The sequence below is a fragment of the Candidatus Bathyarchaeia archaeon genome (assembly GCA_035935655.1).
GTDB lineage: Archaea > Thermoproteota > Bathyarchaeia > 40CM-2-53-6 > 40CM-2-53-6 > 40CM-2-53-6.
In genome coordinates this window covers 206,928-233,675 of sequence record DASYWW010000040.1, presented here as the reverse complement: position 1 = coordinate 233,675, position 26,748 = coordinate 206,928, and the positions used below count along the sequence as shown (strand labels likewise).

The window sequence follows — 26,748 nt, the reverse complement described above, 5'->3', positions numbered from 1 at the left end:
GTCTCCATTCTTGCTTAGACCAGAGCTAATGCATCAAGTCAGCATCATAGTCGCAAAGGATGAGTTGCCAAACCTCCTCTCCTACGCCGGGAGAGAACAATTGATTCACCTCATCACCATCGAGGATGAACATCTCCCACCAGGAGCAACACCATTCGAAGCTACGGGCTTGCTGTCAAAATCGGCGACGATCAGGAACCGCATTTCAGCATTGGCCGCAGCTCTCCAAGCGCCGGATGTTCAACCGGAGAAAATTGAAGCCCCAATTCATAACATCGACGAGCTCGCCCTCTTCCTCGACCAAGAAACGTCGAAACTCGAAGGGTCTGTCCGCCAACTAGAGGAAGCGCAGGGAAAATTACTAACTGACAAAGAGAGAACATCGGAACTCTCACGATTCCTATCAGGATTAGAAGCAGTGGGTATGCCCCTTGGCACAATTGGGAGCAGTGAATTTCTCGTTACCCTTGCTGGAGAATGTGCAAAGGAATCGACCGTTTCGATCCAAACAGATCTAGATGAGCTGACGTACGGAAATCTGATCTTCGTTATTACTCATAGTGCAGACAAGACTCAGACTTTCCTAGCTATTTTTCCGCGAGCCTTCGAAGACGACGCGAAACAAGCAGCCACTGCACTGGGCTCAAGGGTGGAAGAGCCCTGGGCAGACCTCCCACCAGACCCTAAGGAAGCCAAGAAATTCGCGGACGCCCGACTGGCGAACATCAACGATGCGGAAGAGGAGCTTGACCATCAGCGGGATGTACTTAGAAAGGAGAACGGCCCGATACTCAAGACCCTCGAATATCTCACAGAGATTCTGGAAGGTCGATCTAGAGCTGTCTCAAACTCGTCTACCACAGAGTCGACCTTTATGTTAAGAGGGTGGGTCGCCGAGAAAAGTGTCCAGAGACTTGCGGAAGGGGCTTCGCAGGCATGCAACGGACTCGTTTCTGTCCTTAGAGAGAACGTACAAGATGGACGGAAGGTCGCTCATAGCACTTCAATAGGGAACGGCGTTGAAGCAAAAGGGCATCAGACCCCACCGACTCTGGTTAGAGTCCCTGGATGGGCAACACCTCTACAATCTGTAATCGACAATTTTGGCATTCCATCTTACAACGAAACGAATCCTTTGGTCTTCATGATTCTCACTTTTCCCCTGATCTACGGACTCATGTTCGGAGATTTCGGTGAGGGTCCGTTATTCTTGGTTCTGGGTCTCTTCCTTTTGTGGCTGAAGCGAAAAAAGGTCAAGATCTTTGAGATCGGGCAATTGTTTGTCAACGGGGCGGAACTCATTGTTATGCTTGGCATCGGCATAACGATTTTCGGGTTTCTCTTCGGCGACTTCTTCGGTTTTGAGTCCCAGGCGATCTTCGGTCTCCGACCATTCTTCAACCCCAACGAGGGAGCCTTCGCAGCCACCCCGGACATTTCCCATCTTCTCATTTACATGTCGGTGATACTCCTCTTCGGAGTAGGACACTATCTCTCGGGCCTAGCAATAAGCATATACAACAAAGTCCGGAACCACGAGATCCGGCACGCATTCTATGGACCGATTTCTTGGGCGTGGTTCTACATTATCTTCATTTATCTAGCATCACAAGTCGTTATCTCCGGCTACAAGTTCGGAGTACTCCTGCAGAACCCGACGTTGCTTGTACTCTTGTTCATACCGATGGGAATCATGGCAGTCAAAGAGGGACCTCTTCACTTCTTCGAAGTGTTCATCAGCGCAGGAAGCAATACGTTGTCCTATCTTCGAATCTGGGCTCTCAACCTAGCAGACTTTGCAATTAAATTCGCATTCTTCACTTCCTTCGGGATAGCAGGGGCAATTGCAGGGAACCTTCTGGTGATGATTCTAGAGGGCTTGATCGTTTTCGTACAAACTCTGAGACTTCACTGGGTTGAGTGGTTTAGCAAGTTTTATGAAGGATCAGGTTTGTCATTCGCGCCGTACCGAGAACCAACAAGCTGGACTGTGTAACCAAGTGGTTGATTGCGCTACTCTAACGTCTGTTACTTTATGCCCCACATTCTGGGCCGGCCTCGGCGGTGGACTAAGCGTCCTCCTCTCAGCCATCGGTGCCGGAATTGGAATCGGAATCTCAGGGCCAGCGATTGCCGGAGCAGGGGTCGAGAGGCCTGAAGTGATGTTCAAGACCTTTATCGCGACAATCCTCGCTGAAGCATTGGCAATCTACGGATTGGTGGTAGGTCTTCTCTCAGTCTTCCACATTACCGACGCTCTTACTCTTGCTGGCTCAGTCAGAATATTCGCGGGCGGATTAACGATGGGAGCAGCTGCGCTCGGCGCTGGATTCGGCATTGGCACTTCTGGAAGCGCTCTTGCTGCTGCTACTGCAGAGAAGCCGGACATATTCTCGAGAGCTGTAATCACGCTGATATTGGCTGAGGCTCTGGCCATCTATGCCCTTGTCACGGCCCTGTTGTTGGTACTACAAGCAAAGTGACAGCGACGCGTCGTGGGAACTGAGACTCTATCCCACATCGTCCGAGGCAATTACATTATCGCGAAGATTCGAGGAGAAAAAGGCAAGCTCCTGGAACGACAGCAGTTACATTCCCTCGCCGAGTTCCGAACCCAAAGCGAGATCCTAGGGGTCCTTGCAGACGGACCCTATGGCAAAGAACTCTCTGAACTGAGAGAAGGCTCTTCCCCCCTAGAGACAGAGCGAGCTGTCCGGTTGGGGTTCGCCCGAGGAGTTAAGACGCTAATTTCATCTTCTCAAGGATCAGCCCGAGAATTTCTCCTCGAGTTTAGCCGGCGATTCGACGCGTACGACCTTGCCGCGATAGTGGTTTTCAAAGCTCAAGGAAAAAGCTGGGAGGAGTTCGTTTCTACTCGTCAGCCCCTCGCCCTTCTGAAGGAAGCTGAGCTTCATCGACTCTATTCGATGGATGACTTCCGGACAATTGTTGGAATTGTAGGTGACAGGGCGCTGATAAGCCGGGTGAAGAGTTTCTCGATGGAGGATCTCGCCGGCGAAAGAGCTTCCCTTGTTCGAGATATCATTAGTGGCTGGGGAGAGGAACGTTTCTACAATTATGTAAAAGACAAGCTTGGTGGTTTCGACCGAGAGAGTTGTCTTCCCATAGCTGGAGGGACAGTTGACTTAGCAAATCTGTCTATGATTCTGAGAAGCAAACTCATCGGAAATCCTAATGTCCGGGAGCACCTTATCCCCTCCTCTTGGAAACTTGATGATCGGACGATTGACCAACTGCTAGCCGCTCAGGACGTAACTCAAGCTCTTGATTTGGCTTCTTCACATTCATACTATCACAGCATTCTCTCCGGAGCCAGGCAGAAGTATGAAGAGACAAAGTCTCTCTCCTTCCTAGAAGTCGCATCGAGAAAGCACGCTACGCAAATCAGCAAGAGGATATTCCTCGGATTCCCGTACACATTGGGAGTTGTTCATGCTTTCTTGATCGCTAAGGAAAACGAGGCTAGAAATCTCGCGGCCATCGTCGCAGGAGTTGGAGCAGGAATGAAACCGGACCAGATCCGATCCTTGGTCGCCATTCCCGAGTGATTTCTGAGACCATCTTCCCTGGCTGACTAGAGTTTCTTGACGAAATAGTAGTACGTGTATGCAAGTCCAACAATCGATCCAACTACCAGTCCTATCCCTGACCCTGCACACGGAGCAATCCAAGGTGGAGTTGCCAATACCCCTACACATGAGCCGAGTCCGAACAGCGGCCCTAGAATTATTCCGCCGAGAAAGTATCCGAGGACGAGAAAGGTGAATAGGTTAACGCTGAATCCCGCTATTCGAAGAGCCACGGCATCATAGATTCGTTCATTGCGACCCTGACCCTTGAGGAATTGGGCTCGTCGATTTCTGGGAGTCGATGACTCAACTGGAGTCGCTGTCTCTGCGCCGTTACTTTTCTGGGGCAATCTCAAAATTGATCCCTTCAAGCATTCGCTAATGCTCGAATGGGCAGAGTTGGGGTCGTTGTGGCTCCTATTGATCTGGCACGCTTGTGTTATGGTCGCTAGCGGGACAAATTCTGTATCGCCTTGGAGGATTCTGTCTAGCTCGTAGGGGTCAGTTCCCGATGTTTTGGCAAACTCTTCTTTTCCCGTGTATCGGATCGCGGCGTTTAGTGCATCCTTTATTCTGGGAGTTGCTTGTGCTTCGAGATCTGGGCTGCTCACAAATACGCGCGCTTCTACGAGGAAGACTCCAATTCAATGATCCCTCTCTTGGATAAGTTGCTTAGGGTTTCAGCCGGAACGACCTTGTCCAGGTGAGCATAGATCCGGGATGCCTGAGATCCCTCGCCAAGTTTGAGGATTCCGCGGAGCAGCATCAAAGCTTCCACGAATTCGTCAAGTCTCCGGTTCAAATTCTGTCCCGCCCTCCGACGCAAATCGTCTAGTTCTAGCTTCAACGCTTCAAGTTCTTCAGACAACAATTTTCCTCTCTCCTCCTCCGCTTGAATTCCCGATTTCACGTCCGCCGATTTGTATTCGGGAACCTCGATGGGTGTGAAGTCATAGAGAAGGAGAGTTTGAAGGGCCTGGGAAAACTTCTCTTTTGGTGCGGCGACGAGGACGTAGTATATGTCCTGCTTTCTATTGCCGACGGCCAACACAGCTTGGTCTTTGTATTGTGACCGCAATGCTTTCTGTGCGGCATCTAGTTTCTTGACTGGCAATCGTCCAAGGACCCTCCGGAAATCTCCGTTCTCGGATTCCAACTGATCCGTCGCAAAACCCGCCTGAGATATTTCTGTGAGAGCCGCGATCTGCTTCTTGGATTCATCGATTTGTCGTTGGATCTTCTCGATCTTTCCTTGAACTTCTTGGTACTCGTTTCTGGCCTGGTCCAACTCTCGCTTTGCCGATTCCAGTTCACTATTGTAGTCCAGCCGATCAGCTTTGCTCGGGCCGGATTCTCTTGTCAGACTGACTTGCCGCATTACTTGGAGGATCTCGTCTCGTAGCTTCGACAGTTCCTTAACGCGATTGACGATTTGCTCGGTCGTCAGCTGTCCGGATGTGAGGGCGATTTTTTTCGATTCTGTGTTTCCTGGTGCGGCAAGTGCGGTTGCAATTTTGACTGAGGCGTCATCTGCAAGGATTGCTCTTAGAACGTTGTTTTTGGCGGGGGAACTCAAATCCGCCCGACTCCGACTTAGGCTAGAGAGATTAGGGCTACCAAGAATAGCGGAATGAATACTAGGGAAATCGTGTTGAGGAGCTTTATGAGGATGTGCAGACTTGGGCCAGCTGTGTCCTTCCATGGGTCCCCGACCGTGTCACCGACGACTGTTGCGGCGTGTGTTTCGGTGTTCTTGCCTCCGAAGTGTCCTGCCTCAACATACTTCTTCGCATTATCCATCGCCGCTCCGCCCCACATCATCATGATAGCCAAGGGTATGGCGGAGAGCGTAGCTCCAACAACCAGCGCTCCGACGGCTGCCCAGCCAAGGAATACTCCCACAACTATTGGCGCTACCACTGGAATGGCTCCCGGAACGACCATTAGTCGCAAGGCCGTTCTCGTGGAAATGTCCACTGCTGCTGCATAGTTTGGCTTAGCGGTCCCTTCTCTGAGCCCTGGAATCTCTCTGAACTGTCTTCGGACTTCTTCGACCATGCGGTAGGCGCCAACGCTTACGGCGTTGATTGCCGTTCCAGAGAATACGAAGGGAAGCATTGCCCCAACCAATGCCCCGATGACGACATCGGGGTGGTTGAGAGCCAGTGCCGATCCCAAGCTGGATAGTTTCGTTCCCAGAAGTGCCGCTTGGGCGCTCGTGATTGCGGTTAGGTCGGTTATTTTGGCCTGATATCTCGCGACTTCTAGAACGAAAGCCTGGAAGAGTAACAGAGACGCTAGAGCAGCGGAACCCATCGCGTAGCCCTTGGTAAGCGCTTTGGTCGTATTGCCAAGTGTATCGAGAGGTTCTATTCGCTCGCGGATCTCGTTGGGGGCACCGGACATCTCGGCGATTCCTCCAGCGTTGTCTACTATTGGACCCAAACCATCCATAGTCAGTACTATTCCAGCTGTCGATAGCATGCCCATCGTTGCCATGGTTGTGCCATAGACGCCTCCCAGGAACGTGTCGGTGATTCCCGCTTGGACGGCGAACTGTTCCCCCAGCGCAAACGAAATGAGAAGGGTGATTGCGACAGTAATTACTGGAAGTCCACTTGAGATCATGCCTACAGCTGTCCCGGACATTATGGTGAGGGCTGGACCGGATTTCGATCTTTCAGCTATCGTAATCACAGACTTCGCTTCAGAACCTGTGTAGTACTCAGTGTAGAGCACGATAAGCAATCCTGCCGCCAATCCCGAGACCATACAGCCGTATAGCGCATACGCAGCCAGAGCAGTTCCGCTCGGCGTCAAACTAGATGGACCGAAAACGTACCATGTCGCAACAAACATGAGAATCGCCGCCACGACGGACGCTACTAAGAGTCCGTCCCTGGTCGGTTTGATCGGGTTCTTGAATTTCTTCTCAAAGATTGCAACTGCGAGCCCGACGAACGTCGCGATTATTCCCAGCGATCTCACGATGAGAGGCATTGTTACGTAGTAGACGCTTATTCCCTGGAAGAGAATGATCGACACAATAAGACCGATAATCATGCCTCCAAGGTTCTCTGCGGTCAAAGACTCGAACAGGTCCGCGCCTCTCCCCGCCTCATCTCCCACGTTGTCGCCTACATTGTCAGCTATGGCAGCTGGGTTTCTAGGGTCGTCTTCTGGGAAGTTCTCCTCCACCTTCCCGACGAGGTCAGCACCGACATCGGCGGACTTCGTGAATATTCCGCCACCCAACTGCGCGAACAATGCCGCCAGCGAGGCTCCGAATCCAAAGCCTGCCAAGACCCCGGGGTCTCGGAAGGCGGCATAGAGGATTGAGAGACCCAGTAGGCTCATACTGATAACGGCTAAGCCCAGCGCTCCGCCTCCGAGCGTGGCTACCCTGAGGGCAAGATATGTCGACTTTTCAGCAGCTGCTGTCGATCTGACATTCGCATTTGTGGCGGAGTACATTGCGATGTAGGCTGCGACGAGGGAGAATGTGACTCCGAGGAGGAAGCTGAACGCAATTTCAGCGGCGTAACCTAGAGTGAAGGTTGCGCTGAACGCCGCTAGAATGACGAAGGCGATGATTACTGCGATGACACCAATGGTCCGAAATTGTCTTTTCAGGTAGGCGTTTGCGCCTTCCATGATTGCCGTCCATATTGCGATCATTTTCTCGTTCCCAGTCGGATACTTTTTGACCGATAGAACGAGAAATATTGAGGCGATGACCCCGACGACCGCGAGAGAAGTCGTTAGGAGAAGAGGGTCGAACGCCAAGTTTTTGGTTCCTGCTATTTTTTCAAACTATGGAATTTCCGTCAACCCTCCCGCGCGGATTATAAATCTATTCACTGGATCGCATGAACAAGTGTGAACCGGGCCAAACCCATAAATCACTTCTACCAACGTTTCACTTCGAATACCTAGGAGAAGAGCTGACGATTTGAACGGAGGCAAATATGACGTTGTAATCGTCGGCGGGGGCCCAGGCGGCCTCTCTGCGGCAGTCCATCTGTCAAAGAAAGGCCTGAAAGTGAAGGTCTTTGAGAAAAAGAAAATTCTCGGCACACCGGTCAGGTGCGGCGAATATTTTCCGGTCAAAGCAGAAATGGAGAAGCTTGTTCCAAGAGTCAAGAACCTCGACGTTATCGACGCGCCACCAGAGTCTGTCGACACAACCTGTCGTTCCATTCGCCTAATAAGTCCGAAGGGACACGAGTTTGAGTTTCCATTCGGGGCCTATATTCTCGATCGTCATATCTTTGAGAGTCACTTGGCCGATATTGCTCGAACCCACGGGGCGGATATTGACGTTGGGGTACAAGCCCACTATTTTCCGGATGAACAGGGTGGTTGGGTTGGACCGACACGGGAAAAGTCGGTTCATGGGAATGTCATCATTGCAGCAGATGGCTATCCGAGCGAGACGGCGGAGAGAGCCGGTCTGCCAGAAAGAGCTTACGCGGGTCCCTACGCGGTAGCAACGAACATCGAGTATCTGATGACGGATCTGAATGTTGAGCAGGATGTCGCCGAGATGTACATGGACCCTCGATACTCACCTGGTGGGTACGGATGGATAATTCCTAAGGGACACGGACGAGCGAACGTCGGGATCGGGATCAGGGAACCGTACGTCAGGCGAGATTGGCAAATACGAGATCTCCTCACCGGGTTCATCGAGAAGAACACTGTGGCCTCCAAACGATTGATTGGGGGGAACAAGGCCTCGATGATCGGGGACAGCCTACCAGTAGACGGACCTCTTTCGCGGACCTATTCTGATCGCGTCATGGCAGTTGGCGACGCTGCCGGAATGGTCATGCCCACTAACGGTGGCGGAATACAGACCGCTCTGATTACAGGAGACTTGGCGGCGGAGGCGGCGGTCAACTATTTTGAGCGTCAAACTCCATTGTCGAGTTATGAGGCCGCTTGGAAGGAGCAGATTGGCTTGGAGATGGAGAATTCCAAGTTGATGCGTCAAGCGTCAGACAGAGTCATGGCCCACGGATTTCTCTTCGACCTTATGCTCCGAATAATGGGCACGAAGAGGATTGCCGATGTGATAATGTGCCAGATACCCGGTGGAATGGGAACATTCATGCGACTACTGGCCTAAGCCCTAAGCGCAACATCTAGTATCATTGCCAGGAAGAGCAGGAAGAGATAGGGGCTCGAGATCTTGAACATCTTCCAGGCATTCGCCTCCGTGGGCTTGTAAAGGACCCATACGCTTCCAATCAGATTCACCAGTCCACCCACAAGTGCGACCAGACCATAAACGAGACCGAAGTGACCGAGTAGATAGACTCCAAGGGAAAATGGGATGAAAATCATCGAGAAGATTACTATCAGTCGGATGGCTGGCACAGTTCCAATTACTACCGGGAGCATTGGGACCCCGACTTTCGCGTAGTCCGTGCGATAGGTGACAGCGAGGAACCATATGTGAATCGGAATCCAGAGGAACACAAGACCGGCCATGAGGACTGGAAGTAGAGCGATGCTCCCGATTGGACCGGGCGTTGCGGCCGACCAGCCGAAGAGAACTGGCAGCCCGCCGCTAAACCCTCCGAGGAGGATGTTCAATGCGCTACGTCGTTTCAGCCACAAGCTGTAAACCCCGACATTATCGAGAACTCCAAGAGCCATCCATAGAACTGAAAGGAGGTTTAGGGTGAATGACAGCAGGATGGATATTGTGATGAGAGAGAGTCCGAATCGGAGTCCTGCCGCAGCGGTGAGTCTTCCGCTTGGCAGCGGACGGTGCTTTGTACGGTTCATGACTGCATCTATGTCTCTGTCGTTGTAGTTTGTGAGGGCGTTGCAACCTGCGCAGCCTGAAGCTATCGCTAGAGCTGCGACGACCCATTTGATCGGGGAAAGGCCGGTCGAAACGAGGTTTGAGGCGACAAATGTTGCAGTCAGAGAGGTGAAAACTAGAAGATACCAGATTTTCGGCTTCGTGTACTCGTAATAGGTCAGAACGCGATTCTTCGTCGAGGTTTCAACTTCGCGTTGGAGGGTGAGTTCAGCCGTCTTACGCTGCAACGATATTTCCAAACATTAGCGAGTGCTCACCGCTACAAGGTACGAGGCATCTGAACTCGTACACACCCGAACCGTTGATTTTGAAGGTCACTGAATACCATGATTTGAAGAAAATGTTGCCTCCCAATTGTCCGTCTAAGACCGTGACAGGTGTCGGCATGACGTCAAGTACGAAGGAGTGATGATCAGAAAAAAGCGGTGCCGTGTGAGTAGCGTTTTCTCCATAGAAATAGAATGTGAGCGTGTCCCCACTGTTTGCGTATACTGTCTTGTTATCGTTGGGGCTCGATTTGTAATTTTGGTACTTGACCCCTGTGAGGTTGTACCCGGTGGAGGGGCTGTAGCTGGGAAGGGTAGTCTGGTTGAGATATGCGGTGTTGGAGATGGTGAAACCGCCTTCCTCGTGCACAATGGCTGTCATGAAGATTAGTCTGTGGACTGGCTCAGCATGTGAGACTAAGTGAGGGGTCAGGAATTGATAGTAGTAAATCGTCCCTCCGGTGGCCGCGATAACTATCAGACCGAGCAATCCGACAACTGGTAGGTGTCGCTTTGGAACCTGCACGATCGGTCAATCACTTGGCTTGGTTTGCCACTCTGTATATATGAACCGTCGCGGCGAAGGCGACTAGGACCATCCCGATCTCGAGCAGTACGAGGTTGTTGAGGTTGTCGAGTAGGGCCCGGAAGATTGCAAGATCGAGGAAGCCCTGCAATAGAAGCAATCCTCCAACCAAGGAGTAAACTTCGCTTTTCGAAAACATGTAAGGCGGCAGTTTCCTGAAGGGCAGGGGCTTCTTTGCCGCTCTCAACTGATCTATCTTGGCGCGCCTCCAACGGGCAAAGGCGTAGACTGAACCATACGCTATCGCAGTAGCGATTAGTAAAGAGCCAGCAAATGGAGTGGGATCGATGACAAGCTGATTCTCGTTGTGTAACGCCACAAGGGGGTTAGCTGCCCTGAAACCCCACACCGTCACTATCGCAATCTGCCCAAGCGACGCAACGCCTAGCGCCACCCAGAATGGTCTGTCGATCATCGCAATTTTCCTCCCACGGTCAAAGAATGGAGCGACGAGAAAGATGAGGACGAATATGGCAGGGATTATTGCGCCTGCGATGAACGGGTTCAACCCGTGAACTCTGATGAAGGCGTAAAGGCTGGTGAAGTACCATTCTGGAAATGTTATTTGAGTAGCCAAATTCGGATCATATCGCACGCCGACGTCCACTGGGAATAATCCCCCCATGATCAGGATCACTCCTGTAATCGCAGATGCGACGGGGATGTCTAGCACTAGATTTCTTGGCAGATGGACAGCCATAATGGCAAGCATGATTATTGGGATGATGAAGACATGGAAAGCGTAAAATCGGATTGCTAAATCGTTGAAACTGAAGCCGAATATTATCTGAGCCAGATTCGCACCGATCACCGGGCTATAGTAAGTGAGAGTCTGTCCAATGTTGATCGCCAACTGACCTCGAATATTGAATATCAGGTCGTATCCCGTATAAGCCTCGATCACTGTGACAACGCCGAGAACTATTCCGGTTACCCACAGTATCTCGTACCTGAGCTTGTATCTTCCACCAAAATATTGATAGAACATGTGCATTACCGCAAGAAGAACCATGGCGTTGGAAGCATGGTAGTGGATATTCCGGATAATCGATCCCCATGCAACATTGTTATTGATCGATTGGACGCTATTGTAGGCTTGGTTGCATGTTGATGATGGAATATAGCTCGAAGCGTTAACAGCTGGTGGACAGTTTCCGAAGAACGGGGTGAAATGGAAGAGCAGAAGCGCTCCGGTGACGCCGAGTATGATGAACACGATTACGGTGAGCATTCCCAGAAAGCCGAGTGGGCTGATGAACCGGGAAGGAAATACGATCTTTAGGCCGAGGAGGAGTGTCCGTTCAAGCCTCTCCCATGTCCACTGAAGGAGGGCAATGATTGGGTCGAGGACCCGTTTCTTCTTGTTGCTAGGTGCGGCCAATTCCTGGTGTTCCCCTCATTGCTGTCGCGCTTATGTTCCCGGATGAGTCAACTGATAGTTCGACTTGGGGCAGCGGATTCAGCCCTAGGTCGAATGCGGGCCCTGCAACAGGGACGGCGTCCACTAGTCGGTACTGGCTACCGTGGCATGGACATTGGAGCCTAAATTCTCCGGAGCCTGGGTTCCCGGAATAAATTGGGTTGACGAGGCATCTCAGGTGCACGCAAGTGGTATTGAAAGCAACTAGATGCGACCGCATGGGGTCGGTGGGATAAAGAGGGTTTACCAAGGGTTTACCGGAGGGGTCTGTGTCGGGGAGCCGCGCCAACACGTTCTTGTAGTATGGGCTGACAGACGAGTCATAGGGCCAATAGAAAAACTGCGAGTATTGGCTCTCGTCGTACAGCCCTCCATTAATCGTCGGGGTATCCTTTACGTTCAGATATTGCTTGTTGAGGGAGTACCAATTCCCGATGACCTGGGGAGGAAGCGGGGTAGGGACTTGTGGTCCCAGTATTTGGCCTGAGGCGCCGACTGAAGCTGCAGCTAGTATAGTCGAGGCGGCGAGTGCTCCTTGGAGGAATCTCCTTCGTGAGATAAGAGGACCCTTCACTGGCGCCGCTGCGGGAGGTGGAGCCGATTGTTGTGTCGCGGAAGGAGGCGGCGTAGAGGTCGTGGACGCACTAGGCTTCTTATCGTCCATGAACATGTCCTCCGTTGCTCAAGAATAATTTTCGCTCGGTTCGTTTCCACGCTATTAAAGACTTGTCTATATCATACGCAGACAACAGACGTGAAAATAGTCTTCGGAAACAATATAACTACGGCGACTCGGGGAATGCCAAACTGATTCGCCGAGCCATGGTGATCCAATTTGAATCGCGTCATTGCAACTCTTACACTCTTCTTAGGTCTCGCAGCAATGATGCTGGGTGTCTACTCAGAACAATGGACTGCCATCCAGCGATTAGTCCGTTCGTTCGTTCCCTTCATCGGTTAGGCTAGACTTCCCAATGCAACCCGTCGCATCAAGCGAATCGAAACTCGGCATCGGCAAACGAACATGGCTGATGTTGCGGCGAGGGAGAATCTACTACTGGCCAATCAGAGCTATCGTACAATTAAGCTTCTTCCTACTATTCGCCGGTGTTGCTCTCGCTCGCTTGATTCCTGCATTCAACGGAGCGAGATCTTGGGTCGTACTCCCGGTCGTTGCTAGTGTCAAAGCGCAGGGCACGGTCGGTTCAACTCTGGACGCGACCACGCTTCTCCTGTCTCAAGCAATTTTTCCCTGGTTGCCCATCGGCATAATGTTCGTGGTTGGAGCAGTTCTAGGACGGTTCATGTGCGGTTGGATTTGCCCAGTCGGATTCCTTCAAGATGTCATTACAGGGGTTAAGGGAAGAGTCGATTCGGTCCAGTCACGTACACACGAATACTGGATACGTTTGAAGTATGTCCTTGTTGGCATCACTTTCTTGATCAGCGGTACGCTAGCTATCGCACTCTACTATGGAGTCGGATCCGACTACCAGCAAAGTCTTGGAACCGACTTTGCATCCGGGCTCTTCATTGCAATAACTCCTGATGGCACCCTCTTCGGAACTCTACCGGTGCTACTTGCTCGCTCCTGGAGATTTCTGGCCACCGCTCAAATATCTGACATCTCAGCAGCCACTATTGGATCCGGGCTAGGAAGCATATCGGCACTTACGTGGATCAACATTCTCATCCTGATAGGATTCATCTACGCAGCATGGCGAATCCCGAGATTCTGGTGCCGGTACATCTGCCCGGTCGGAGGGATCATGGCAGTCTTCCAAAAGAACAGCCTGCTCGGAATGCACCGCGACCCGATCAAATGCTCAAACTGCAAAGAATGCGAAACGGCATGCCCCATGCAGATCCCAATCTTGGATCTTGATTGGAAGAAGTTCAACGACTCTGAGTGCATCCTTTGCATGGCGTGCATTGATGCATGCCCTGCTGGTGCGCTTTCTCCCAAATTCCCGTAGAGCCACACTTCAACGGACGATTCACAGACTTCGAGAATGACCGGGTTCAACCGTGAGAAACCGTTAACTCTTTTTACGAGACATAGTGTACGATTACTGTCTCGAGAAACATGAAGCGAACGAGTCTGACACTGGCAATCCTAGCGTTACTGCTTCTCGCTATGGTTCCTGCGAGTGCAGCTCCCTCCCTTCAAAAGGGGAACCAGGCCATCTACAATCTGTCAGCCTCAATCTCTTTCCTCCAGTCTTGCGGAGTAGGAACCTCATCTTCGAGCAGCCTGATCGTATGCCCCATGATAGCGACGCTGCCTTCGACTATCGACGTCAACGGAACTCTCGGCTGGACAGCGACCGATCTCAATAGCACCACGGCATCCATGAACCTCACTCGAGACCTCATGATATCCTACGGCGACCTCAGCACTTCCGTCACCCGCAGCTCGGGCAGTTTCATCGAGTCGGTCAACCTAGCTACCAGAATAGTTACTCTCCTCCCAATTATCGTGCCGGAAATCGATCAAGCCCTCCAAATGGCTCAGACCAACATGGCTACTATTTTGCCCACGGGTGTCAGTTGGAGCTCATCAATGTCGATTCTCGACAACACGATGATGAATCGACCACTCTACACTATGTGGTGGGTGAACGGACCCCTCAAGCTCAATCAGACAATTCCGGTGTTCGTGCTCCCAACAAACGTTACAAGGGCATCAAGCGTAGATCTCGGAGGTACCCTAGGAACTCGAACAGCATGGACGTTAGCCTACAGTCTCTCGCGGCCATTGATCCCTCCAGAGCCAGCAACTACCTCAACATCATCGATTCCCATTCGCGACAACTCGGAAGTGGCCTTCACATTCAACTACGACCAGGCCAGTGACCTCCTCCTCACTGCGAACGCAGACATTCACATTGGGTTTGGAGTAGAAACAACGATTCAGCCAACCCCGTGCAGTACGCCCATCTCGCCTAGCGCGTGCCTTCCAGCGTCTAGCCCGACGATGCTAATGAGAGAATTCGGCATTGACATTCAGGCCGCGCTGAAGCTTGCTAGCACCACCGTCAGCCTGACCCATTCGATGAGCCAGACAAGCCCGTCTCAAACCAGTGGGTCTCAGTCGACTTCGGGATCTGGTTCAGGTGCGGGCTCACGGACGAGTTCAGGGTCGAACTCTGGAACCAACGCTGGGAGCGGATCCAGTTCAGGATCCTCCGAAACAAATGGTGGAGCCGGACCTCGCAACAGCAATCCAGGACAGCCAAGATCCCCTCTGCTTTCCGCCGGATGGCTACCGTGGGTGTATGGTGTTCTTGGAATAGTAGCCATCGCTCTGATTGGGGCAGGCGTCTGGATTGCGAGAAGACGGATGAAGGGAATCGCGGCCAAAGCTCCCCCAATTCAACCTTCAGTCTAAGATTCAATCCCGTTTCGCTACAAGACGATCCATCTATGTCGTGGAGCCGGGGGTGGGAGTCGAACCCACTTCAGCCATCCATTGCTGGATGCTTACTACGGGTTGCTACGAGATTTATCTGCAGCCCGTCGCCTGAGCCGATCGGCCTTCGGTGGACAAGCCAACCCCGGCCTCGTGCCCCCGGCAATTTGGACCGAGCTTGCCTGAACTGTATAAGCTTGTTGAAAACCAGGCTGTTTCCCGGATGCCCGACGGTGGCCATGAACTGAATCCGAGCTAAGTGGTAGTTCGTTCTAACGTTAGAGTATCTCCTTCCAGATTTCGCTCGCAATTTGCCTCGCCGCTTCTTCTGTGGGGACATTTCCGATAAGCAGTCGACCTGTCTTGAAGACAGATACTCTGTGGAGCTGTTTGGTGTAAACAAAGACTGACTCCGAACTGGCGACTACTGATTCCTTTGGAACCCTGGTTTTGAGGGATTGAAGGTCTATTACAACATCTCTTTTGGGGAAGATATTGGCAACATTGTCGCCGCATAACATTACCACCTTGTCTGATGCAATCGTCTTGTGTGAAGAGCCGTTGCATACATCACAGTTCTGCTTCTTCGCGATCGTTGTGAACACGAAGTCTGGTCCTGCCAGATCTATAGTCAGCAAGCGCCCTTGAATTCTTGTGGGCAGTTCAAGCACTTTCTTTGCAGCCTCTGTTGCTGCGAGAGTCCCGATGATCCCAACGACCGTAGGGGTTACGCCTGTGAACTCGCACGTTTCTACGGACTCTACGCCCGAGTTGGGTATCAGGCACTCAAGGCATGGGGTGGCTGGAGGATTGAACAGGGAGAGGTGGCCCTGGTTCGCGATCGCACTCGTGAACAGATAGGGAATGTGGTTTTCCATGGCAAACCTGTTTAGAAGATATCTTGTCCGGAGGTTATCCGTCCCATCAACAATCAACTCTATGTCATCTAACAGCTGCGAAATGTTGCCTGATCGGAGCGTCTCAACTATTGCTTCGGTTTCTGTCCATGGGTGACGCGAGCTCAGTTTTCGCGCGAGCGCCTCTGCCTTTGGCTGGTGAAGATCCTTCTTCTCCACCCCGATTAGCCGGTGCAGGTTGCTCTCTTCAACAATGTCCTGATCGATTAGTTTCAGGTGTCCTATGCCTTGGCTGGCTAGAAAGTAGGCCGCGGCGCTTCCAACTCCTCCCGTACCTACGACCGCTAGCTTGGCTGATTGCAACCTCGCAAGGCCTGCAACTCCAATCTCTTGGACTGTCGTTTGTCGGGAAAAATAGCGCATCAATTCCAGGTTCATGACAGGGTCCGTGGCTTTGCTAATCTCTTGAATAGCTTCCCATTGTCGTACCCCGACCGTCGAATCTCAAGAGTCTTGGAAAATCGCCCATTCTCAGCCCTGAATCAAGATCTGAACAATCACTCTTGAAACACGCCGTATCCACGCTGGTAGCCCCGCAAACCCTCGACCAATCCATGCCCGGACCATGCCTTGATCGGCAAGACTCGCCCATTATCAGCGCCAGACGGGAAATCCCCTCGACAAAAAGGGGGGACTAGCGAGCGACCCTCACGACGCAAGAGCGGTCAGCTTCTACCTCTCATCAAGGCAATAGCGGCCTTGGCAACGAAAAACCCTCCATGATCCTTCGACGGGTGGCTAACGCTCTTAGAACCGATGCGCCGAACAAACCTCTCGGTTCGAGATAGCCAGGACTTCATTGCTGAGGGTATGCTTATGCCTAACCAATTTCAAGATACAAGTAGAATCTTATCTTGAAGGAGCGGTTTCGCCACGCCCGTAGGATCAGTATCCTAGTACTTGCTCTCTTCATCTTCCTCACCTTGCAGTCTTCACTTTCACCACCGGTGAGAGCAAGTTCCAGCTACTATGTGGCAGCGATTAACGCGAACATAGACCCCGGAACCGAAGACTTTGTCGTCTCCTCCATCAACGACGCAACAAGTCAGGGCATTCACAATTTCGTCCTGGTCCTGGACACGTTCGGCGGTAACGGCCAGAACATGGACAACATCATCACAGCTATCTCGAAATATAGAGGCGCCGGCAACAATTTCACGGCCCTAATAGCACCATTCGGCGCGCACGCGTTCAGCGCGGGAGCATACATCGCAGAAGCATCAACAAACATAACCATCGTTCCGGGCACGACAATCGGCTCAGCAACTCCCATCGTTTACGGCATTCCCGTCGGCGAAGAGAACACGACTCTCACGAAGGACATCAATGGCTTCACCGCATTCATGGTCTCCATTACGCCGAGCTACAGGAACAGCAACGGCACAGCTCTCATGGTCACCAAAGGACGCTCATTCTCGTGCCAAGCCATCAATAATTGTGAGGCCCTGAGCAACCATGTCGTTGACAAAGTGATCAACGTCGCGTCCACAAACGAAGCACTTCTCGCCATCTGTGGCTCGCAGTGCGGGGACATCCATACTCCCGGGATTAGATCTTCCGTCTTATCGATCCTAAGTGACCCGAACCTTGACGGGATATTATTCCTCCTTGGAACATTCGCCATCCTCGCCGACGTCTACCACCCAACAATTGTAATATCGGTTGTAGGGGCAGCAGCCATAGCCTTAGCGCTTGTCGGTCTCGGAGTATTCGGAGCCTCTATTGTCTCAATAATCCTGATGTTGATAGGGGCCCTCTTCATCTTCTTCGAACTCAAGACACATCATGGGATCAGCGCAACAATCGGCGTTGTAATCTTCATCGTAGGCTTCATTCTAGTTTTCAGTCTCCCGGCGCCTGCACCGGGTCCCAATCAACCGACGGGGACGCTTCCGAATCCTGTTATTGGGATATTGACATACATCATTCTAGGACTTGTAGGCGGAGGCGTCGTTTTTGGAAGCGTCTACCTCTACAAGATACGCGAAGCGACCATGCGACAGCCTCTGAGCATTAATCCCAAGGCTATAATAGGAAAGGAAGGATATTTGACATCTGATGTGAAAGCGGGCGAGTACGGCACGGCAACAATCAGCTCCGAAGACTACACCGTAACCTCCTCGGAAAGTCTGTCAAAAGGAACAAAGGTCAGGGTCAAAGATGTCCAAGGATTGAAGCTGGTCGTAGAGCGAAGGGAGGCATAGAGACGTGTTCGATTCCCTCGTCCTTCAACTAGAAACATCCACCATCGTCGGAATACTCGGAATAGTTCTCCTCATCATAATAGTTCTAGGGATTTTCGCCTCCTCCGTCAAGATCATACGAGAATACGAACGCGTCGTCCAGTTCCAATTCGGCAGACTGAAGGGCTCAAAAGGACCAGGAATCGTTCTCATCTTCCCGGTTATCAACAGGCTCGTCAAAGTAGACTTGAGAGAAAGATACCTGGAGGTCCCTCACCAGACCGCGATCACGAAAGACAACGCCCCCGTAGACATCGACTTCCTCATCTACTACAAGGTCGTTGACGCTTCAGCGAGCATTGTCCAAGTGCAGAACTTTACCGGCGCCTCAGTCGGACTAGCTACCACAACCCTCAGAGCCGTTGTCGGTGACATACCTCTCGACGAGCTCTTGTCCAAGAGAGAGCAGATCAACTCGATCCTGCGAACAAGGCTCGACGAAGTGACAGAACGATGGGGAATTAAAGTGACCAACGTTGAGATACGAGAAATCAGACCGCCCAAAGACGTTCAAGACGCAATGGTCAAACAGATGACCGCCGAGAGAAGCAGGCGAGCGCTAGTCACCGAATCCGACGGTATCAGAGAGTCCTCCGTACTCAAAGCCGAAGGAGCGAAGAACGCAGCCATACTCCAGGCGGAAGGACAAAAGCAATCCGCAATCCTCGTTGCAGAAGGAAACAAACAGTCCCAGGTTCTTGTGGCGGACGGCTACGCGCAAGCGCTGGCCCTCATCTTCTCAGCAGCCAAGAACATAGACGCAAAAACTATGGCTCTCCAATACCTAGACGCTTTGAAGGAAATCGGAAAGTCTCCATCGACCAAGTACATATTTCCGATGGAGTTCACGAGCCTTGTGTCACGGTTGAAAGGATTTGTCGAAGAGTCCACCGAGGGGAAGGCTCTTCCCGAGGAAGACCCGTCGCCTCGTTAACGATGGGAAGGTCAGGCCACGCGTCGAAACGGCCTCGAACCAGCTCGTGCAAGTTTCATAAAGACATCTAACGCTCGTTCCCGTATGACCGACAACACCGAAACGCCTCAGAGACGCTTTCGAATTGGAGGTTGGAAATTCATCGTTGCCGTCATTCTGATTCTCGCCTATTCAGCATCGGCCGCATACGGAATAATGAGCGACACCTCCATCCGCGGACTCACTGTTAAGATGTTCAACATCTCAAGATCTTGCACCACGGACTTGTCGACTTCACTGAAGACACTGAACTTCAACATTCGAGGCTCGATCTGGAGCACGTCGTCACTCCAGACCAGTCTAAGTCACATTAGTTTCACTCTGTCGGTCGATGGTTTGGGTCTCGGGACGACTACTCAGAGCGATGGTTCGTTCGGACCCGGTCAAGGCATAACCTTCAGCCTCCCATTCACACATCCAACCCTTAATCCAGCCGCCAACCAACCGGTTCTTCCTCCGTCATCGAAGCTTGTCCTGGCGGTCAGCGCCACCGTTGTAGCGGGGCTGTACGGCGCGGTTGAGGCGGCTTCCGACAGCACAGTTCAGAACTTCAGCAGCAGCTCATGCTGATACCTCCAAATCTCAACCTTTCTCTGAATCTACCGGTATCTTTCTCCAGCTTTATGGGAGCCTGCCAAGCTCGCATTTTCTGGAATGGGCGCTCGATCCTCTAGTAGGTGCGTCCTAAACGCCTGTTTTTTCGATGATTAGCGCATGTTTCTGAATCATACGGAACCCTTTTCTTCTCATCGTATCAGCAAATAACTATGCCGAAAACGTCAGGAATACCAAAGTCCATCCTCGCGGACATAAACAAGTTGAAGACAAAACTAGCAGCGCTCGAAAAGAACCATACATCGCTGATCAAGGACTTCAAGAGCACGATGAGTACCATAAAGTCGCATTCAGAGATGCTCAAGAAACAGCAAAGCACGATAGCTCAGCAAGAGTCAACAATCTCCCAGCTTGGCAAGAAAGGCGCCAAGAAAGAGAAACGGAAACCCAGCGAGTACAACCTCTTCCTGAAAGGGAAGATGACGCAAGGAATGAGCATGGTCGACGCTGTCAAAGCATGGAAAGAAAGAGACAGCTCGACATCATCCATGAGCTCTTCAATGCGACAAGACTACCAATCACCAACCCAACAGTACTGACTATTCACACCGCAATCAGGTCTGATGCGAGGATGCATCAGCTAGTGCTATCGACTAAACCCATTTTTTTGGAATCGGGATTCATCGGAGACCTCCGCGACATCGCAACTTCTATCGTCTCTTAACTTGAGGCATACTAAGAGCAATAGAAAAAAATGGGGAGGCAGGAGTCGATCGATATGGCGACTCATGCCACGAGTTTTACGGCCTCTTCTCTGGGAACTGCGACCAGCGTTTCGGTGTTGAGATAGTCTCCCCATCTCATCAAGGCTTTCAGCGCGGCTCTCTCACTAGGGGCTTCAAGGGTGACTATAGCGTCGTATCTCCCGATCGTCCAGTAGGCGCTAACTACTTTGCCGCCTTCTTTTCTCAACAGGTCCCACAGTTTGTCAGCCTCCCGGATCATTTCTGGAGTTGGTTTCTGCTTCCACTTCGCTAAACTGACGAAAATCGTAATCTATCACCTCCCGGTCTTGATTGAACTTGCTAACTGACCTCGTCGTAGTGAAATCATAGATAACGGTAGACGACAAGTGCAGGATTAGAATATTTGAAACCTTTCACGACTCGCAATTTCGGGTGGTGGAGGTTCCAGTGAATACTAGGGCGTGACTAAGTCTTTGCTGGGCGAATATGACAACTGGATTCGTTCGGCGGAGTGTGAGTGTTAAGTCTTCTGACACTTCAACTTGTCCAGCCACGATACTTGGCGCTTATGCGAGACGTTCATGCTCCACGTATCTTGGAACGCGGCAAGAATCGGGCTCAGGTCTTAGAGATGGCACATCCTTCCAGGGTGAAAAGTAAGATTGCCGGAGGCATTCCACACATGCCCTTCCAGGAATTTACGGCCACGAGCTTGGAACAGTTGCTCGCCGAACTGAAGAAAGCCAAGATTCCAGATGCCCGAGTCGAAGTGTCCACTTCAGAGGATGGTCGTCACTACGCGTGTTCAAAACCGCTCGTGAACGTGTTAGTGTATACGTCCCATAGTTTGGGAGAAGAACAGGAATACAAAGATCTGATAGCACTATACCAGTACTGCCCAGATTGCAAAAACGCAGTACGAGTCCTCTAGGGATCTCTACTCTTGCAATCCTTTCAGCCAACATCAAACATTCATCATGAATGGCTGTAAATCTTGATTTGTTTTGGAACAGCAGAGAAAGATCTCAAAGTAAAACTTTGAAAAGGGCCGCGTGCAACCCCCCTCCTCTGGGTCCCTAACACCACATGGAAAGGGCGGAACCAGATAAGAGAGGCGTGCTGGTCCTCGAGGATGGCTCTGTCTTTCAAGGTGTAGGTTTCGGTGCCGAGACCGAGATTTCTGGCGAGGTTGTTTTCAATACCTCGATGATGGGTTACCCCGAGCTACTCACAGACCCGTCCTATCAAGAACAGATTGTAGTAATGACCTATCCAATTCTCGGATCATACGGAGTACCCCCGAGCACTATTCGCAACGGTGGTGGAGTTCCGCTTCACTTCGAATCTGATTCTGTAAAGGTCAAAGGCTTCGCTGTCCATTCTCTCTCCCGACCTAGCCACTGGTCTAATCATACAGCGCTGGACGAATGGCTTACCGAACAAGGAGTGCCCGGGATATCGGGCGTTGACACAAGGGTCCTGACGCAGCGACTGCGAAACAAGGGAACAATGCTAGGCGTTCTGAGAGTCTCCAGTTCGACTATTGATCCGCGGGTCGTTGCCACCGGGGTCTCCCAGCTGCGGGACCCGAACAATGACGACCTTGTGCATCGAGTAAGCCCGAAGGAGCCCATCTACTATGATGGAGAGGAGGAATCGACCATCGTAATCGTGGATTGTGGTGTCAAGTATGGGATTCTGCGAAGTCTCCTCGCAAAGGGGGCGAGAATTGTCCGTGTCCCTTACGACTTTCCATCAGACAAAATCCTCGCATTGAATCCGCGAGGGATTGTCATCAGCAATGGACCCGGAGACCCCAAAATTGACGTCAAAACCATAGAAACCGCAAAAAATTTGATGGAAACTGACCTCCCCATAATGGGAATATGTCTAGGCGCTCAGATCCTAGGTCTGGCTGCCGCGGCGGAGACCTACAAGCTCAAGTTCGGCCATAGAGCGGTCAATCACCCATGCATGGATCTTGAAACCGGTAGGTGTTTCATTACAACTCAAAACCATGGCTTCACGATCGATCGGAACTCATTAGAGAATACAGATTTCTTGGCGAATTTTGTCAACGTTAACGACAAAACAGTGGAGGGTATCAAGCACAGGAAGAAACCGTTCCTGGGTATTCAGTGGCACCCCGAAAGCTCGCCGGGACCATACGATACTAGATTTCTCTTCGACAGATTCATTGAAGAGGCTTTGAAAGCTTGAAAATAGACGGCATCAAGGGCGTCGTTATTGTGGGAAGTGGTGCTATCAAGATTGGAGAGGCTGGCGAGTTTGACTACTCAACCTCTCAAGCGATCAAGGCGCTTAGAGAAGAGGGGATCAGAACGATTGTTGTCAATCCAAATATTGCGACCATTCACACGGACGAAAAATTCGCAGATAAGGTCTACTCGGTTCCGATAAGGATGGACTTTCTCGAAGAAATCATCGCCAAGGAACAACCAGATGGCATTCTTCTAGGCTTTGGGGGACAGACAGCCCTCAACTGCGGCGTTGAGCTTGCGGAACGCGGCATTCTCTCGAAATACAAGGTAAAGGTTCTCGGCACTGGAATCGAGAGCATAGAGATCGCCGACAACCGTGAATTGTTCAAGAAAACCATGATCGAACATGGAATCCCCGTTCCGAAAAGTCGGAAAGCAGTCGACCTAGAATCGGCACTTGAGGCTGCGCGCGAGATTGGCTTCCCGGTAATGGTTAGGGTTGCCTACACTTTGGGGGGGCAGGGGTCGGGAGTAGCGTTCGATGAGTCTACGCTCGGGGAAATTGCTCTCCGAGGACTGGCCTATAGCAGGATCAAACAAGTTCTGATTGAGGAATACCTCGAGAAGTGGAAAGAGGTCGAGTACGAGGTAATGAGGGATCGTGATGATAATTGTATCATCATCTGTAACATGGAAAACCTGGATCCGATGGGGATTCATACTGGCGACAGCATCGTCGTCGCTCCCTCCCAGACACTCACGAACCGCGAATACAACCAGCTAAGAGAGACAGCTCAGAAGGTCATACGGACTCTCGGCATAGTCGGAGAGTGCAACATCCAATTCGCGCTCGACCCGAAGAGCGAGGAATTCAGAGTGATCGAAGTCAATTCGAGACTTTCAAGAAGTTCCGCGCTAGCGTCCAAAGCCACCGGCTACCCTATAGCGTACATAGCCGCAAAACTATCCTTGGGCTACGTTCTCCCGGAACTCTCGAACAAGATAACTGGGGTGACTTCGGCGTGTTTCGAACCCGCATTGGACTACGTTGTGGTTAAGGCTCCACGTTGGGACTTCCAAAAGTTCCGCAAAGTCAGCAAGGGAATCGGGACCCAGATGAAATCCGTAGGCGAAGTCATGGCGATCGGCAGATGCTTCGAAGAAGCACTGCAAAAGGCGATCAGAATGCTCGACATCGGAAGGGAGCTGACTGATAGCGGGATCGGGGGACGAAGTGTCGATAGGATCCGGAAAGAGCTCCGAGAGCCTACTGATGAGAGAATCTTCTATGTGACGAGGGCTCTGAAGTCCGGGATCAGCATCGAGGAGATAACAGGGTTGACCGGGATCGACAGCTGGTTTCTGGACAAGATCAAGAATATCGTCGACTTGGAAAGACGGATCCTGAAGGAGAGGATCAATCCCGAGATCATCAGGAAAGCAAAGGAATTCGGCTTCTCCGACAAGAAGCTGGGAAAGCTTCTAGGAAAGAGAGAGTTTCAGATCCGCGACTACAGAAAAGCTCACGGTATTCTGCCAGTCACGAAACAGATAGACACGATGGCTGCCGAGTGGCCCGCGGCGACAAACTACCTTTATCTAACATACGGCGGTGAAGCGGACGACTTCGAGTACGTCCCTGGAGACAGGGTGGTCGTCTTGGGCTCTGGCTGCTACAGAATCGGGTCTAGCGTCGAGTTCGACTGGTGCTGTGTGAACATGGCTACAGCCCTGAAGAAGAGAGTGTCAGAGGTTATTATGGTAAATTGCAATCCCGAGACGGTATCAACCGATTTCGACATATTGGACAAGCTCTACTTCGACGAGCTGACCCTTGAACGGGTCTCGGACATATTGGACAAGGAACGGCCCCGTGGAGTAGTTGTAAGCGTCGGCGGACAAACCGCAAACAATCTCGTTAAGGGACTGTCCGATTTCGCGACTATCTTGGGGACTACTCCGGACAGCATTGACGCAGCCGAGGACCGCGCGAGATTCGGCCAGCTACTTGACAAGCTGAAGATCGAGCAACCGAAATGGAACAAGCTCACGTCCCTTGAGGACGCCAGACGATTCTCCAAACAGATAGGCTATCCTGTCCTCATTCGTCCATCCTATGTTCTCTCAGGCTCAGCGATGAACGTCGCCTTCAACGAGGCACAGCTCACCGGCTACATTCGAGAAGCGGCACGTGTCTCTCGCAAGAACCCGGTTGTCATCTCAAAGTTCCTGACAGGCGCAAGAGAGGTGGAGGTAGACGGAGTCTGCGACGGGTCGCGCGTCTTCATCGGCGCAGTCATCGAACACGTAGAAAACGCCGGGGTCCACTCTGGGGATGCCACGATGACTATACCAACTCTCTCAATAACCGAAGCTGTGAGAAAGAAACTTCTATTCTACTCGGGAAGGATCGCTAGAAGTCTCAATATCCAGGGACCGTTCAACATCCAATTCCTCGTCAAGAACGGACAAGCCATGGTAATCGAGTGCAACCTTCGAGCGTCTCGAAGCATGCCATTCGTATCCAAAACAATCGGAACAAACTTAATGGATCTGGCCGCGGAAGCCATAACCGATGGGATCATAAAGCCAGGCGAAGGAATCCCACGAAGAGTTGGAGTGAAAGCACCTCAATTCTCCTTCACAAGATTGGACAAAGCCGACCCGGTCACGGGAGTCGAGATGGTGTCAACTGGAGAAGTTGCCTGCTTCGGTGAATCTTTCCAGGACGCGTTCATTAACGCGTTGATCGCTAGCAACTTCTACATTCCAAAGAAAGACGACGCTATCCTCATTTCGATGGGTGAGACGAGGAAGGGAATACTCCCGTATGCTAGAATGCTGGCGCGAGCAGGTTACCGGATATTCGCAACACAACACACAGCGGAGGAGTTTTCGAAAAATGGGATCGAATGCAAGATTCTATACAAGGTCAGCGAGAAGAAGAAACCGAACATCATGGACTATCTCCAAAACGGAGAGATTCGGCTAGTAATCAATATTCCAAGCCATGAAGGAGATCCCGCGTCTCATAGGATATTGAAAGATGAATATCTCATTAGAAGAAAGGCGGCCGAATTTGGGATTCCGATCGTGACCAATCTCGAACTTGCTAGAGCACTTACCAGAGCTCTTGTCCTACACAATGCCGGGCTACAGTCGAAGACCCAACCCAAGAGAGAGGCTCTTGTAACTTCTCGTATCCCTACAACCGTATTGCGCGTGCCCGTTGCCGGCTCATCCGCCCGAACCGAGCCTTTCCCCGTCTCCGTTCCTCAGGCCAACTAGGAGAGGGGTTTTAGCATGGCAATCCAAGCTGTCATTCCGTTGCGAGTGTACGAGGATATGGAAGCCGCCCAGCGATTCCTCGTTGATGTCTTCGGGTTCAAGCGAGGACGACTAGACCGAGATCCCAGCGGTCGGCCGGTGCATGCCGAGGTATCGATCGGCGACTCGGTAATCTGGATACACCGCGTCGACCCTGAACACGGCCTGGTCTCTGCCCGATCCCTTCCAGCGCAACCAGGCGGTCTCGTTGTCTTCGTCAAGGATGTAGACGCGCACTATCATCACGCAAGAATTGCAGGAGCTACCATCGATTCTCCACCCACAGACCAATCGTACGGCCAGCGGGAGTATTCAGCCCGGGACCCGGAGGGGAACCTCTGGTACTCCGCTACCAGTCTACACTGAGATGGTCTCTCTTCGCGGTTCAATGACTCCAAGGGCAAATTGATAAGGGACTGGACGTGCCCGAGTCGTCGCTGACGGTCTAATGTTCACGTGCACGAAATGTGACAAGCGGGAGTTCCAGCTAACTCAACTCTCAGAAATGAGGCTACTCGCAGAATGTCCATCGTGCGGCGCCTCGTTCATCATGGACACGGTGACAGAGAAGAGGCCCAGAGTGGAAGCTTCAGACCCGAATCAGCATATTATCTGGGACTGGAAAGCCGAGAAGTGGATTCCCGCTAAAAGATAG

At 51.7% G+C, this 26,748-nt stretch carries 25 protein-coding genes and 1 tRNA gene; 16 read left to right on the top strand and 10 right to left on the bottom strand.

All coding sequences use genetic code 11. From position 1 onward, the window contains the following. Window positions 1-10: 10 nt before the first annotated feature. From VGS11_08865 to VGS11_08855, 3 genes are read left to right on the top strand one after another with little or no spacing between them, the layout of a single operon-like run. A complete protein-coding gene (locus VGS11_08865; protein ID HEV2120195.1) occupies window positions 11-1,996 on the top strand; it encodes a V-type ATPase 116kDa subunit family protein in 1,986 nt (661 codons plus the stop codon). Window positions 1,997-2,000: 4 nt separating this feature from the next. Next, window positions 2,001-2,483: a V-type ATP synthase subunit K gene (locus tag VGS11_08860; GenBank protein ID HEV2120194.1), complete on the top strand. Its 483-nt coding sequence runs from the start codon at window positions 2,001-2,003 to the stop codon at window positions 2,481-2,483. A 12-nt stretch (window positions 2,484-2,495) separates the two neighbouring features. After that, the gene (locus tag VGS11_08855) at window positions 2,496-3,569 is read left to right on the top strand and encodes a V-type ATPase subunit (GenBank protein ID HEV2120193.1); all 1,074 of its coding nucleotides are present in this window, start codon (window positions 2,496-2,498) and stop codon (window positions 3,567-3,569) included. A gap of 26 nt (window positions 3,570-3,595) precedes the next feature. On the opposite strand, the gene VGS11_08850 is transcribed toward VGS11_08855, so the two are convergent. Genes VGS11_08850 through VGS11_08840 form a run of 3 tightly spaced genes read right to left on the bottom strand, consistent with a single transcriptional unit; the run spans window position 3,596 to window position 7,376 of the window. Further along, window positions 3,596-4,201: a hypothetical protein gene (locus VGS11_08850; protein ID HEV2120192.1), complete on the bottom strand. Its 606-nt coding sequence runs from the start codon at window positions 4,199-4,201 to the stop codon at window positions 3,596-3,598. A gap of 14 nt (window positions 4,202-4,215) precedes the next feature. Next, window positions 4,216-5,166, bottom strand: coding sequence for a hypothetical protein (locus tag VGS11_08845; protein HEV2120191.1), 951 nt, complete (start codon window positions 5,164-5,166; stop codon window positions 4,216-4,218). Window positions 5,167-5,183: 17 nt separating this feature from the next. After that, on the bottom strand, window positions 5,184-7,376 hold the full coding sequence (locus VGS11_08840; protein ID HEV2120190.1) for a sodium-translocating pyrophosphatase: 2,193 nt from the start codon (window positions 7,374-7,376) through the stop codon (window positions 5,184-5,186). A gap of 166 nt (window positions 7,377-7,542) precedes the next feature. Between VGS11_08840 and VGS11_08835 the strand changes: the two genes are divergently transcribed. Further along, window positions 7,543-8,721, top strand: coding sequence for a geranylgeranyl reductase family protein (locus VGS11_08835; GenBank protein HEV2120189.1), 1,179 nt, complete (start codon window positions 7,543-7,545; stop codon window positions 8,719-8,721). Here VGS11_08835 and VGS11_08830 read toward each other — a convergent pair. Genes VGS11_08830 through VGS11_08815 form a run of 4 tightly spaced genes read right to left on the bottom strand, consistent with a single transcriptional unit; the run spans window position 8,718 to window position 12,362 of the window. Next, entirely contained in the window at window positions 8,718-9,653 is a 936-nt protein-coding gene (locus VGS11_08830; GenBank protein ID HEV2120188.1) for a heme o synthase, read from the bottom strand. The genes VGS11_08835 and VGS11_08830 overlap by 4 nt on opposite strands. Continuing rightward, entirely contained in the window at window positions 9,643-10,218 is a 576-nt protein-coding gene (locus VGS11_08825; protein HEV2120187.1) for a hypothetical protein, read from the bottom strand. Before VGS11_08825 ends, VGS11_08830 begins: the two co-directional genes overlap by 11 nt. A gap of 10 nt (window positions 10,219-10,228) precedes the next feature. Further along, window positions 10,229-11,659, bottom strand: a complete 1,431-nt coding sequence (locus VGS11_08820) for a cytochrome b N-terminal domain-containing protein (GenBank protein ID HEV2120186.1) — start codon at window positions 11,657-11,659, stop codon at window positions 10,229-10,231. Next, window positions 11,646-12,362: a Rieske 2Fe-2S domain-containing protein gene (locus VGS11_08815; GenBank protein ID HEV2120185.1), complete on the bottom strand. Its 717-nt coding sequence runs from the start codon at window positions 12,360-12,362 to the stop codon at window positions 11,646-11,648. Before VGS11_08815 ends, VGS11_08820 begins: the two co-directional genes overlap by 14 nt. Window positions 12,363-12,533: 171 nt before the next feature. Between VGS11_08815 and VGS11_08810 the strand changes: the two genes are divergently transcribed. The 3 genes from VGS11_08810 to VGS11_08800 all read left to right on the top strand — a co-directional run bounded on the left by VGS11_08810 (window position 12,534) and on the right by VGS11_08800 (window position 15,089). Next, window positions 12,534-12,659 (top strand): hypothetical protein, encoded by a 126-nt coding sequence (locus VGS11_08810; GenBank protein ID HEV2120184.1) that lies wholly within the window; start codon window positions 12,534-12,536, stop codon window positions 12,657-12,659. A 13-nt stretch (window positions 12,660-12,672) separates the two neighbouring features. Then, complete coding sequence (locus VGS11_08805) at window positions 12,673-13,674, top strand: 4Fe-4S binding protein (GenBank protein HEV2120183.1); 1,002 nt, start codon at window positions 12,673-12,675, stop codon at window positions 13,672-13,674. Between the two features lie 110 nt (window positions 13,675-13,784). Continuing rightward, complete coding sequence (locus VGS11_08800; GenBank protein ID HEV2120182.1) at window positions 13,785-15,089, top strand: hypothetical protein; 1,305 nt, start codon at window positions 13,785-13,787, stop codon at window positions 15,087-15,089. A gap of 41 nt (window positions 15,090-15,130) precedes the next feature. On the opposite strand, the gene VGS11_08795 is transcribed toward VGS11_08800, so the two are convergent. Both VGS11_08795 and VGS11_08790 read right to left on the bottom strand, forming a co-directional pair. After that, window positions 15,131-15,260 (bottom strand) — tRNA-Cys (locus tag VGS11_08795). Between the two features lie 128 nt (window positions 15,261-15,388). Further along, window positions 15,389-16,405, bottom strand: coding sequence for a HesA/MoeB/ThiF family protein (locus VGS11_08790; GenBank protein HEV2120181.1), 1,017 nt, complete (start codon window positions 16,403-16,405; stop codon window positions 15,389-15,391). Between the two features lie 476 nt (window positions 16,406-16,881). Here VGS11_08790 and VGS11_08785 point away from each other — a divergent pair, with 476 nt between their 5' ends. From VGS11_08785 to VGS11_08770, 4 genes are all read left to right on the top strand, one after another. Then, the gene (locus VGS11_08785) at window positions 16,882-18,231 is read left to right on the top strand and encodes an NfeD family protein (GenBank protein HEV2120180.1); all 1,350 of its coding nucleotides are present in this window, start codon (window positions 16,882-16,884) and stop codon (window positions 18,229-18,231) included. A 4-nt stretch (window positions 18,232-18,235) separates the two neighbouring features. Next, window positions 18,236-19,204, top strand: coding sequence for an SPFH domain-containing protein (locus tag VGS11_08780; GenBank protein ID HEV2120179.1), 969 nt, complete (start codon window positions 18,236-18,238; stop codon window positions 19,202-19,204). Window positions 19,205-19,288: 84 nt separating this feature from the next. Beyond that, window positions 19,289-19,813, top strand: coding sequence for a hypothetical protein (locus VGS11_08775; GenBank protein HEV2120178.1), 525 nt, complete (start codon window positions 19,289-19,291; stop codon window positions 19,811-19,813). A 197-nt stretch (window positions 19,814-20,010) separates the two neighbouring features. After that, entirely contained in the window at window positions 20,011-20,397 is a 387-nt protein-coding gene (locus VGS11_08770; GenBank protein ID HEV2120177.1) for a hypothetical protein, read from the top strand. Between the two features lie 187 nt (window positions 20,398-20,584). Here the strand turns inward: VGS11_08770 and VGS11_08765 are convergent, their stop codons facing one another. Then, a complete protein-coding gene (locus tag VGS11_08765; protein ID HEV2120176.1) occupies window positions 20,585-20,848 on the bottom strand; it encodes a GYD domain-containing protein in 264 nt (87 codons plus the stop codon). Between the two features lie 213 nt (window positions 20,849-21,061). Between VGS11_08765 and VGS11_08760 the strand changes: the two genes are divergently transcribed. The 5 genes from VGS11_08760 (at window position 21,062) to VGS11_08740 (ending at window position 26,748) form a co-directional block, all read left to right on the top strand. After that, window positions 21,062-21,475: a hypothetical protein gene (locus tag VGS11_08760; protein ID HEV2120175.1), complete on the top strand. Its 414-nt coding sequence runs from the start codon at window positions 21,062-21,064 to the stop codon at window positions 21,473-21,475. 155 nt (window positions 21,476-21,630) lie between these two features. Beyond that, the gene (carA, locus tag VGS11_08755; GenBank protein HEV2120174.1) at window positions 21,631-22,764 is read left to right on the top strand and encodes a glutamine-hydrolyzing carbamoyl-phosphate synthase small subunit; all 1,134 of its coding nucleotides are present in this window, start codon (window positions 21,631-21,633) and stop codon (window positions 22,762-22,764) included. Further along, a complete protein-coding gene (carB, locus tag VGS11_08750; GenBank protein ID HEV2120173.1) occupies window positions 22,761-26,054 on the top strand; it encodes a carbamoyl-phosphate synthase (glutamine-hydrolyzing) large subunit in 3,294 nt (1,097 codons plus the stop codon). Before carA ends, carB begins: the two co-directional genes overlap by 4 nt. 15 nt (window positions 26,055-26,069) lie before the next feature. Continuing rightward, complete coding sequence (locus tag VGS11_08745; GenBank protein ID HEV2120172.1) at window positions 26,070-26,459, top strand: VOC family protein; 390 nt, start codon at window positions 26,070-26,072, stop codon at window positions 26,457-26,459. Window positions 26,460-26,541: 82 nt separating this feature from the next. Continuing rightward, a complete protein-coding gene (locus tag VGS11_08740; GenBank protein ID HEV2120171.1) occupies window positions 26,542-26,748 on the top strand; it encodes a hypothetical protein in 207 nt (68 codons plus the stop codon).